The organism is Ruegeria sp. CJ6 (assembly GCF_056536665.1).
Genome location: NZ_JBQFQB010000007.1, coordinates 174,946 through 185,852, shown reverse-complemented (window position 1 = coordinate 185,852; position 10,907 = coordinate 174,946). Strand labels below are relative to the sequence as shown.

8 protein-coding genes are annotated in these 10,907 nt (G+C 58.2%); 5 read left to right on the top strand and 3 right to left on the bottom strand.

Annotated elements, in window-relative coordinates:
* Both ACR0BT_RS18830 and ACR0BT_RS18825 read left to right on the top strand, forming a co-directional pair.
* The coding region (locus ACR0BT_RS18830) for a COG4223 family protein (protein WP_480763822.1) at positions 1-1,120 on the top strand (1,120 nt) is incomplete at its 5' end.
* 10 nt (positions 1,121-1,130) lie between these two features.
* Positions 1,131-2,642, top strand: coding sequence for a heme biosynthesis HemY N-terminal domain-containing protein (locus tag ACR0BT_RS18825; protein ID WP_480763821.1), 1,512 nt, complete (start codon positions 1,131-1,133; stop codon positions 2,640-2,642).
* Between the two features lie 127 nt (positions 2,643-2,769).
* Here the strand turns inward: ACR0BT_RS18825 and ACR0BT_RS18820 are convergent, their stop codons facing one another.
* Genes ACR0BT_RS18820 through ACR0BT_RS18810 form a run of 3 tightly spaced genes read right to left on the bottom strand, consistent with a single transcriptional unit; the run spans position 2,770 to position 6,520 of the window.
* A complete protein-coding gene (locus tag ACR0BT_RS18820) occupies positions 2,770-3,519 on the bottom strand; it encodes a phosphate/phosphite/phosphonate ABC transporter substrate-binding protein (protein WP_480763820.1) in 750 nt (249 codons plus the stop codon).
* Positions 3,516-4,133 (bottom strand): response regulator transcription factor, encoded by a 618-nt coding sequence (locus ACR0BT_RS18815; protein WP_170397932.1) that lies wholly within the window; start codon positions 4,131-4,133, stop codon positions 3,516-3,518. The genes ACR0BT_RS18820 and ACR0BT_RS18815 overlap by 4 nt, the downstream gene beginning before the upstream one ends.
* Positions 4,130-6,520: an ATP-binding protein gene (locus ACR0BT_RS18810; RefSeq protein WP_480763819.1), complete on the bottom strand. Its 2,391-nt coding sequence runs from the start codon at positions 6,518-6,520 to the stop codon at positions 4,130-4,132. Before ACR0BT_RS18810 ends, ACR0BT_RS18815 begins: the two co-directional genes overlap by 4 nt.
* Positions 6,521-6,762: 242 nt before the next feature.
* On the opposite strand from ACR0BT_RS18810, the gene ACR0BT_RS18805 reads away from it, so the two are divergent.
* The 3 genes from ACR0BT_RS18805 (at position 6,763) to ACR0BT_RS18795 (ending at position 10,870) form a co-directional block, all read left to right on the top strand.
* The gene (locus tag ACR0BT_RS18805; RefSeq protein ID WP_170397937.1) at positions 6,763-7,725 is read left to right on the top strand and encodes a TAXI family TRAP transporter solute-binding subunit; all 963 of its coding nucleotides are present in this window, start codon (positions 6,763-6,765) and stop codon (positions 7,723-7,725) included.
* 107 nt (positions 7,726-7,832) lie between these two features.
* On the top strand, positions 7,833-10,442 hold the full coding sequence (locus ACR0BT_RS18800) for a TRAP transporter permease (protein ID WP_480763818.1): 2,610 nt from the start codon (positions 7,833-7,835) through the stop codon (positions 10,440-10,442).
* On the top strand, positions 10,439-10,870 hold the full coding sequence (locus tag ACR0BT_RS18795; RefSeq protein ID WP_480615813.1) for a universal stress protein: 432 nt from the start codon (positions 10,439-10,441) through the stop codon (positions 10,868-10,870). The genes ACR0BT_RS18800 and ACR0BT_RS18795 overlap by 4 nt, the downstream gene beginning before the upstream one ends.
* Positions 10,871-10,907: the final 37 nt, after the last annotated feature.

Genomic DNA, 10,907 nt, shown 5'->3' with positions numbered 1-10,907 from the left:
CGAAGCCGAAGCCGAAGCCGAAGCCGAAGCCGAAGCCGAAGCCGAAGCCGAAGCCGAAGCCGAAGCCGAAGCCGAAGCCGAAGCCGAAGCCGAAGCCCTGAACAGGGCCGAGCCGACCGAAGAAAAGCTGATCGAACGCACAGTCGAAAAACGCGGTGGGTTTGTTCCGGCTTTGTTGGGCGGGGTTATTGCTGCAGGCCTCGGATTTGCTGCAGGCAACAGCGGGTTATTGTCTCAAGGAGCAGATAGCTCGGACGCAATTTCCGCGCTCGAGTCGAAGCTGGCGGAACAATCCGATCAGATTGCCCAACTGACAAAAACTCTTGCTGAAGGCCCCGATGTCTCGGGCTTGTCAGATCAGATCAAGGCGTTGTCGGATAAGCTTGCTCCGGTCGAAAGCGATCTGACTGCCGTGAAGAGCAGTGTTGATGGCCTGACCGGCAAGGTCGACCCGCTTGAGGAACGCCTGACCGCGCTTGAGAAGCAGCCGCTTGAAGCAAATGTCTCGCCCGAGGCCACAGCCGCGTTCGAGGCAGAATTGAAGAAACTACAGGATTCTCTGGCCGCTCAGCGTAGCGAAGTGGAAAAGATGGTCTCAGACGCGCAGGCTTTAGAGGCTAAAGCTTCGGCCGAAGCGCGCGCGGCGACCAACGCTGCCATCCTGTCGCGTTTGCATGGTCAATTGGATGCCGGTCAACCCTATGAAGATTTGGTCTCTGAACTGAAAGCCGGTGGTGTCGATGTACCCGATGCTTTGGCTGCATCTTCGAAGGACGGAGTTGAGACGCTTTCGGCGCTGCGCAGCTCGTTTGCCCCCGCAGCCCGCGCCGCACTGGCGGATGCCCGTGATGCCGATAAAGGCACCGGCTTGGTTGCTTTCTTGCAGCGCCAGACAGGCGCGCGGTCGGTGACCCCGCAAGAGGGCGACGATCCGGACGCGGTCCTGTCGCGTGCTCAGGCGGCGTTGGCGGATGGTGATGTCTCAAAGGCGCTGACCGAATTGAAATCCCTGCCCGAAGCGGCACAAACCGCATTGGCGGATTGGGCGCAGGCGGCGCAGACGCGGGTCTCAGCCGTCGAGGCCGCAAACACGCTTGCTTCAAGCCTGAACTCGAACTGAAGGACCTGCCATGCTGTGGTCATTGTTAAAGATCCTTGTTTTTGTTGCGATTATCGGCCTGCTGGCCATGGGTGCTGGGTTCTTGATGGAATCATCCGGCGGCGTGCAGATCACCGTCGCAGGCACCGAATACACACTGGGCCCGCTGCAATCAGTGATCGCGCTGGGCGTGCTGGTGTTTGCGGTCTGGTTGTTCTTCAAGCTGCTTACGCTGCTGATCGCCACGCTGAAATTCCTAAACGGTGATGAAACCGCCCTTTCACGTTATTTCGATCGCAGTCGGGAAAAGCGAGGATATCAGGCGCTGGCGGACGGGTTGATGGCGCTGGCCTCGGGTGAGGGGCGCGTGGCGATGACCAAGGCCAATAAGGCCGAGAAGCTGCTGAACAATCCGGAACTGACCAATTTGCTGGTGGCGCAGGCAGCCGAGATGTCCGGTGATACCAAGAAAGCGTCCGAGACTTACAAGAAGCTGGTCACCAACAACGCCACGCGATTTGTCGGTGTGCGCGGGATCATGAAGCAAAAGCTGGCCGAAGGCGATGATGAAACCGCGCGCAAGCTGGCCGAGAAGGCTCTGGCCCTCAAACCCCGGCATGAAGAAACGCAGGATGTGCTGTTGAACCTGCAGACCAAGGCGCAGGATTGGGCCGGTGCGCGGTCCACGTTGACCTCGAAGCTGAAGGCCGGGTATTTGCCGCGCGATGTGTTCAAGCGGCGCGACGCAGTCCTGGCTTTGTCCGAGGCCAAAGTGCTGCTGGACGACACGGCGACGGTCGAACAGCAGGAACATGCGATTGAGGCAAACCGCCTTTCACCCGATCTTGTCCCGGCAGCCGCCATGGCCGCGCGCGCCTATATCGAAAAGGGCAAACCGCGTGCAGCAACCAAGATTCTAAAAAAGGCGTGGGAAGTGCAACCTCACCCCGATCTGGCCCATGCCTTTGCCGAGATTGTGCCAGACGAAACACCTGAACAGCGGATCAAGCGGTTCACCGCTTTGACCCGCATTCATTCAGATAATATGGAAACACGCCTGATTTTGGCCGAGCTGAACATCGTAGCCGAAGACTTCCCCGAAGCGCGACGCGCGCTGGGTGATGTTGTCGAAAAGCAGGGGGATGCACGGGCCTACACGCTGATGGCTGCGATTGAACGGGGCGAGGGCGCCTCGGACGCGGTGGTTCAGGGTTGGCTGGCCAAGGCGTTGAACGCACCGCGCGGGCCGCAATGGGTCTGCACCAATTGCCACGACATTCAGCCTGAATGGGGACCGGTATGCCAGAACTGCGGTAGCTTCGATACGCTCAGCTGGCAGACGCCTCAGACGCCCGAGATTGCTAGTGCGACGGGTGTGCACATGCTGCCTCTGATCGTTGGCGCGCTTGAGGATCAATCAGAGGCTGAAGAGGCAGAGGAACCTGAAGAAAGTGCTGAAGAGTCACCTGAAGAGCCGGTCGAAGAGGACTTGATCGAGGGAAAGGCCGAGCCGGTCTCGGAGGAAGTCGCGCGACAGACCTAACGCGCGGTCTCGGCGTTGAAAGCGTCGTTCCGCAGCTTAAACAACCCGGCCCACCGATTTTGATTAAGGGCGACCAAAGCCATTATGTGACACCGGCTGTCGCCGGCGACACCGGCACACAAGACGACTAAACCGATCCCGGCGGGTTTTGCACGTCCAGATAACGTTCGGCCGGAATCCTCACGAGACCTTTGATCCCCAAGGCAGTACGATCCGCATCATCCAACTGCGCAATTGCCCGTTCAACCGCTGTAAAAATCGCTTGCTGATCGTTACCCTCCGCAGTGATCAATGGCAGGCCAGGCGTCGGGTCCGTCCACTCTAACACCCGCAGAGATGCGGCAAACTCTTCATACTCAGCCATCAATCGCCAAGAAACCGCATCAAGGGCGGCGATATCTGCGTGACCTTCCACAACGGCATGCGCCGACCTCAGGTGACCTTCGGTTTGCACACGGTGCTTGAACCAGAAGCCATGCGGCTCAAGATGCCAATAAGGCGCGGCGTAGCCAGATTGCGAAAATGTCTGGTTGTAAGCGAACACCGCTTCCCGAAACGCCATCAGATTTGTGCGTGGATCATCGGCGCGTACGACCAGAGCACTGCGGTAATAGCCGGGCGGGCACCCGTCGAGACCATAGTCTGGCGTGCCAACCAACGCGACCTTATCGTGCAGCCATGTCCGGTAAGGCATGCCGCAAGTCTGGCTCAGCACCAGTTCCGGGTGCTGCCAGACCGAGAATTCCTCGACGTCCTGCGACAGATGCTCAGGGCTCTCGATCCCGGCGCGGTTCAGATTGTCACGGATGAGGCTCCAGTATCGCAGATGTGCCTCATCAAGCTGAGGGCGGGCATACATCATCAGGCTTGCGATCATTGCATCTGCCCGAACAGTTCATACAGCTCTATCGTGGTTTTCACGCCGACCTTCTGCTGGATGCGCCCGCGATGAATTTCTACCGTGCGGGGGCTGATACCCAAGGCAGTTGCGATCTCCTTGCTCGACGTGCGCGCGGGGTGGGTCAGAATATGTTGCAGGACCTGCTCCTCGCGGTCGGTCAAAAGTCTGCGCTTATCCGCAAGCATCTGACGTCGCGATTTCTCGGCGCGCAGACGGTCGCCTATTTCAAACGCGGCCTGTATCCGTTCGATCAGCACCTGCAGGTCAAAGGGTTTTTCCAGAAAATCAATTGCACCTGCCTTGGTGGCCCGCACGGATTCCGGAATGCCGCCATGACCCGAGATGAAAATGACCGGTATGGTCGACTCGCGCCGGTTCAGATGTTCCTGCAATTCCAGCCCGTCCATGCCGGGCATGCCATAGTCCAGGATCAGGCAACCTTTTGCGTCCTCATGCACCTGATTCAGAAATGTCTGCGCATCGGCAAAATGCTCGACCCTTAGTCCGCGTTTGCTGAGCGAGCGTGATAAGGCGACGCGCACATCTTCATCGTCATCGACGATATAGACGACCAGCGGCTCAAAGGTCATGCGTGATCCTCCTTGGGCTGATCGCGGCGCTGCAGGGTGAAACAGAAGCGCGCCCCGGACGTCTCAGTAGGCTCGTACCAAATGGCTCCGTCATTGGCTTTGACGATGGTCCGACAAATGGACAGGCCCAGCCCCATCCCGTCGGTCTTCTGGGTGTCAAACGAGTTGAACAAGGTGACACCATCGCTAATCCCGGGCCCGTTATCCTCAACCCGCACCTCGACCAGTTCATCGCTGGTCTTTGTAGTGATGGTGATTTTACCCTTGCCATCCGGATCCAGGGCCAGGGCGTCGATCGCGTTGCGCAACAGGTTAACCAGTACCTGCGCGATCTGTGTCCGGTTTCCGATGACAAGAGGAAGGTCGGTTTCTTCATAAAGCAGCTTGATCTCGTGTAACTTCGCCTCGGCGTCCATCAGGCTGACGGTTTGCCGGATCAACCCGTTCAGTTCAAACGGAGTCTGACGTCCGCGATCCTTACGCACCACATCACGCAGTGCGCGGATGATGTCGCCCGCACGGCGCGACTGGCGGTCGATATCCGAAAGGATTTCTATCACCTCAGGATCGGGATCGCCGATTTCATCCAGCGTGATCTTCGCGGCGTCGACATTATAGGAAATCGCGCTTAGCGGTTGGTTCAGCTCATGCGCCAGCCCCGAGGCCATCTCGCCCATCAGGTTGACCCGTGCCACATGGGACAGATCGCGGCTGAGGCGGCTTACTTCATCCTCGGCCTGCTTTCGATCGCTGACGTTGTCGATAATGGCAACCGCATGATCAGGGGTCCCGCTTTCATCGCGGATGAGGATGGCATTGACCCGCAACCAGATGGGGGATCCGTCTTTTCGAATAAACTGGTTCTCGGCGATGAACTCGGAATCCTGCAGAAGGGTTTCGCGAAACTTGACCGCGATCTGCTGTTCATCTTCCGGCAGGATGTCGGCCAGCGTCATCTTCTCCAATTCATCCGGCTGATATCCCATGATATCGCACAGCTGTTCGTTGGTCCGCAGAAACCGCCCCGTTTCGGGCGAGATCTGCGCCATCCCGCGCGAGGCCAGATCGAAGGTGCGGCCATAGGCGGTTTCGAACCGTTGCCGTTGCCGAACTTCCTGAGTCAGAGCCGCACCGGTATCTTCCAGCTCGCGATAGGGGCTGTGCAGGCCTTCTTCGGTGGTGATCTCTCCGCTGCGCAATTGCTGGCTCTGGCTGGCGAAGGTGCGCACAGGGGCATAGATCCGGTCGGCCATGGCCAAACCAATTGCGCCCGTCAGAATGGCAATGGCAAGCGCGATCCAGACGCCTTGCGTCCGGTTCTTCTTGATCTCGCCAATAAAGTTGTCCTCGGCCGCATAAAGCCCGATCAACCAACGCAGCCCCGGCTCGGACACCTCGATCAGCATCGCCACATAGTCCTGACCGTTCAGCTGGAAATCGGTATGAACCGGTCCTTCCGTGTCGCTCAGACCGGTTTGCACGACATCTCCGAACGCCTTTTGCGCGATGGGGTCTGCGATTTGGTCCACACGCGTCAGCTCGGGCGCTTCCATATGTGCTTCCTGCCGGATCAGCACCAGCGTTGGATGCGCCAGCACCGCGCCATTTTCGTTCAGAACCAGCGCGGCACCGCGTCGTTCCGACCAGATGTCCAGCAGGAATCCCGACAGGGCGTCGATCTGGATATCGACACCCAAAATGGCACGGATAGCTCCGGTATCGTCCAATATGGGGACACTATAAGTGATCCCCGGCTGGCGCGTGGTGAAGAAGATATAAGGCTCTGTCCAGATCGGTGCTTTGGCTTCGGTCACCATTCTGAACCAAGGCCGGGTGCGCGCCTCATAGGTGTCAGTCTGGGTAGTGGCCGTTTCCAGCAATGTGAACTGATCGTTGCGCCAATGGAAATCGGCGGGATGTTCCGCGGTGCCGGGCAGGAATGGCGGAACGAACTTGGTGCGATAACGTCCGGGCTCTTCCGCGCGCATGACATAGACAAACCTGCCCGTCGCATCGGCCAGATACATCCCTGCGAGTTGAGGCGCGACCTGTAGCTGCTGAAAAAAATGGCTTTCCAATACGCCAGGATCGCTGATATCCAGTACGTCATTTTCAGCAAGTCGCCGAGTTGCATCCAAGGCCTGCCGGGCGGGGTTCAGAAAACTTTTGACTTGGCCGATGACATTGACACTGACTTCGTTCAGCGATGTTCGGGATTGCCGCAACAGCGCGTTCTCCGAGCTGACAAAGGTCGACAGGATCACCGAAAGGATGGCGATGAACTGCAGCCCACCCAAACACAGCGCAAGCGTGGCGCGCAGCGATCTTCGCCTGCGGGCTGGCTCAGTGTGGTCCTGGCGTATTTCTTGTTGCCCTGCGTAGTTCAATTCTTGTCCAAACGACCTTCTGCACGGGTCGGTATCACAGTCACAGAATGTGATCAGTTACCCTCTTTCCCCTATATCTGAATCCAAGCCTATACGTAATCTACCGTATAGACACCTGCTGTTTGGTTTCGCTTTCCTCTTTATCATCGGGGGGCCTGATTCCAGTGCGATTTTTTCTGTTGTGTTCTGAAAGGTTTCAGGCACCCCACAGATCAAAAAAGACTGACAACAGGAGTGTCAAAGTGTTCAAGAAAACCTCAATCACCGCATTTGCCGCGGCGGCCCTGATGGCACCAGCGGCATATGCTGAAGAATTTATCACGATCGGAACTGGCGGCGTTACGGGTGTCTATTACCCGACGGGTGGCGCGATCTGCCGTCTGGTCAACAAGGGCCGGAAAGAGCACGGGGTCCGGTGTTCGGTGGAGTCGACTGGGGGGTCGGTTTACAACATCAACACCATTCGCGAAGGCGAGCTTGAGTTTGGGGTGGCACAGTCGGACTGGCAGTACCACGCGTTCAACGGCAGCTCGAAATTCGAAGAAGCCGGCCCGTTTGAGAACCTGCGTGCCGTGTTCTCGGTACACCCAGAGCCGTTCACGGTTGTGGCGCGTGCCGACGCGGGTATCTCGAATTTCGAAGACCTGAAGGGCAAACGCGTCAATATCGGCAATCCCGGTTCCGGTCAGCGTGGCACCATGGAAGTGCTGCTGGGCGAAATGGGTTGGACCACCGACGATTTCGAACTGGCGACCGAGCTGAAGGCGGCTGAACAGTCCGCTGCCCTGTGCGACAACCAGATCGATGCGATGGTTTACACCGTTGGTCACCCATCGGGTTCGATCCAGGAAGCAACCACCGCCTGTGACTCGGTTCTGGTGAACGTCAGCGGCGACGCGGTTGACAAGCTGGTTGGTGACAACTCCTTCTACCGTACCGCAACCATCCCAGGTGGCATGTATCGTGGTTCGGATGGTGACACCTCGACATTTGGTGTTGGTGCAACCTTCGTGACTTCGGCTGACGTGTCGGAAGACGCGGTTTATGCGGTTGTCAGCTCGGTCTTCGAGAACTTCGATGACTTCAAAAAGCTGCACCCGGCATTTGCCAACCTGAAACCGGAAGAAATGATTGCGGATGGCCTGTCGGCACCGCTGCATCCGGGCGCTGAGAAGTACTACAAAGAAAAAGGCTGGATTCAGTAACCAGACCTGACACGGGGCGCCTTTCGGGGCGCCCCGATTCATATCCGGGCTAAACCGGAGACAAGACGGCCGCAAAAACCAAGGCCGAAGGACAGGGAGATACCAACATGAGTTCCGACACACAGGGCAATCGCCCTCTTTCCGAAGAAGAGCTTCAGGAACTGGTTGCCTCATCAGATGCAGGCGCGCGTGATCCGGCGGGAAATGTCGGGCTGTTTCTGGCGATCGTTGCGGTTTTGTGGTCGGTGTTTCAGGTCGTTCTGGCCTCTCCCCTATCGAATTATCTGCTGCCGGGCAGTGTAGTGAACAACTCACGCCAGATTCATCTGGCCTTTGCGATGTTCCTGGCCTTTTCGGCCTATCCGGCACTGAAATCCAGCCCGCGGAACTACATCCCGATTCAGGATTGGATCATGGGGATCGTGGGCGCATTTCTGGCCCTCTATGGCTATTTCTTCTATCAAAAGATCGTCGATGCGGGCGGTCTCGCAGACGATACGGACAAGTGGTTTGCTCTTGTTGGCCTGCTGTTGTTGTTCGAGGCCGCGCGTCGCGCGCTTGGCCCGGCAATGGCGATCATCGCTACGATCTTTCTGGCCTACGTCTTCTTCGGTTCCTCCGAGTGGGTGCCCGAGGTGATCCGCTGGAAAGGTGCCAGCCTGCAAAAGGCGATGAGCCATATGTGGATCACGTCCGAAGGCGTCTTTGGCATCGCGCTGGGCGTTTCAACCAAGTTCGTCTTCCTCTTCGTGCTGTTCGGCGCGCTTTTGGATAAGGCGGGCGCGGGCAACTACTTTATCAAGATGGCCTTTGGCGCGCTGGGGCACCTGCGCGGTGGCCCGGCTAAAGCGGCTGTTGTTGGTTCTGCGGCGACGGGCCTGATCTCGGGCTCGTCCATTGCGAACGTTGTCACGACCGGCACCTTCACTATCCCACTGATGAAGCGTGTGGGCTTTTCCAGCGAACAAGCGGGCTCGGTTGAGGTCGCCTCATCCGTGAACGGCCAGATCATGCCACCGGTGATGGGCGCTGCTGCCTTCTTGATGGTGGAATATGTGGGCATCTCATACGTTGAGGTGATCACCCACGCCTTCCTGCCCGCTGCGATTTCTTACATCGCGCTCGTCTACATTGTACACCTTGAAGCGGTGAAGCGGAACATGCCGACGCTGGGCGACCGCGTCGTTTCGATGGGGCGCACAATCGGTGGAATGGCGCTGTTCTTCGTGGGCTTTGCCGGGCTGTGCTATGGCATCCAGTACCCGATCAAAGCGATTGTCGCGCTCATGCCCGATGCGTCGGGTCTGGTCCTGTCGGCGCTGATCGTTTTGGCCTATCTGATCCTGCTTTGGCTGGCTTCCGGAGTAGAGGACTTGGTGCCTGACGATCCTAATGCCAAAGAGGTTGAACTGCCGGTAATTGCCGAAATCTACAAGGCCGGTCTGCATTACCTGCTACCGATCATCGTGCTGGTCTATTTCCTGATGATCGAACAGAAATCACCGGGCCTATCAGCCTTCTGGGCGACTTCGCTGTTGTTCGTGATCCTGCTGACGCAGAAACCGCTCAAGTCGATCTTCCGGGGTGAAAGTGACACCGCGAATGCCTTCAAGGCCGGTGTCGTCGACCTGTGGAATGGTCTGATCGACGGCGCGCGCAACATGATTGGTATCGCGCTGGCCACCGCCACTGCGGGTGTGATCGTGGGCACCGTGACGCTGACCGGGGTGGGCCAAGTGATGGCCGATCTGGTCGAGTTCCTGTCAGGCGGTAACCTGATCGCCATGCTGGCGTTGGTGGGTCTGCTCAGCCTGATCCTCGGGATGGGATTGCCGACCACGGCGAACTATATCGTGGTCAGCTCGCTGATGGCGGGTGTGGTCGTGGAATTGGGCGCGCAGGATGGGCTGATCGTGCCGCTGATCGCGGTGCACCTGTTCGTGTTCTACTTCGGTATCATGGCTGATGTGACACCGCCGGTTGGTCTGGCGAGCTTTGCCGCCGCCGCCGTTTCGGGCGGGGACGCGATCAAGACGGGCTTTACCGCCTTCTTCTACAGCTTGCGCACCGTGGCACTGCCTTTCGTGTTCATCTTCAACACTGACCTGTTGCTGATCGATGTGGGCTGGGTACGGGGAATCTTGGTGGCCGTCTCTGCGACCATCGCGATCCTGATCTTCACTGCCGGCACCATGGGCTGGTTCCTGACCAAGAACCGCATCTATGAAAGCGTGGCGCTGATTCTGATCGCCTTTGCGCTGTTCCGTCCGGATTTCTTCATGAACCGCATCGCACCGCCCTTTGCGCAGATCGAACCGGCACAGCTGACGCAGGCCGTGGGTGAGGCCGCACCGGGCAGCACCATGCGGATCGAGGTTGCAGGTCCTGACTTTGACACCGGCAATATGACCGAAACCACCGTGGTTCTGGACATTCCGGAAGGGGCCGACGGCACAGCGCGTGTCGACGCCCTAGGGCTGATGACGCTGGAAGAGGATGGTCTGGTCAAGCTCGACGAGCCGATGTTCGGTACGCCGGTCGCGGATGAGCTGGACATGTTCGACTATTATGCTGACGATGCCGTTCGCATCACCAGCATTCAGGCCCCGCAAAGCCAGCCCGCGAAAGAGCTGATCTTTATCCCGGCGCTGATCCTGTTGGGTCTTGTCGCCTTCCTCCAGCGCGGCCGTGCCGCAAAACAGGGAGAACCCGCATGACCAAAGCTATTCTGTGCGCCGTGGATATCAGCAATGGCGATCTTGATGTTGCTGTCCTTGAACGCGCCGCAGCGCTGGCCGAAATGGATGGCGCGCGGCTGGATGTCGTGACCGTGACACCTGACTATGGCGAAGGCTTTGTCAGCAGTTTTTTTGAGCCCCACCACCACGAAAAGGTGATTGAAGAGGCTCATGAAAAGCTGGTCGCCCTCTGCGCCGCCACGCTGGGGGAAGAGCGCAACGCCAAGGTCCGTCATGTGGTGGCAACTGGCAGCGCCTATCAGGAGATTCTCAAAACCGCGGAAGGCGCGGGCTCGGACTTGATCGTGATCGGCGCGCATAAGCCTGACTTGAAAGACTATTTGCTTGGTCCGAATGCGGCGCGCGTCGTGAGGCATTCGCACACGTCAGTATATGTTGTGCGGTAAATCGATCGGATTTAAGCTGAGAATCTGCCATTTGAAG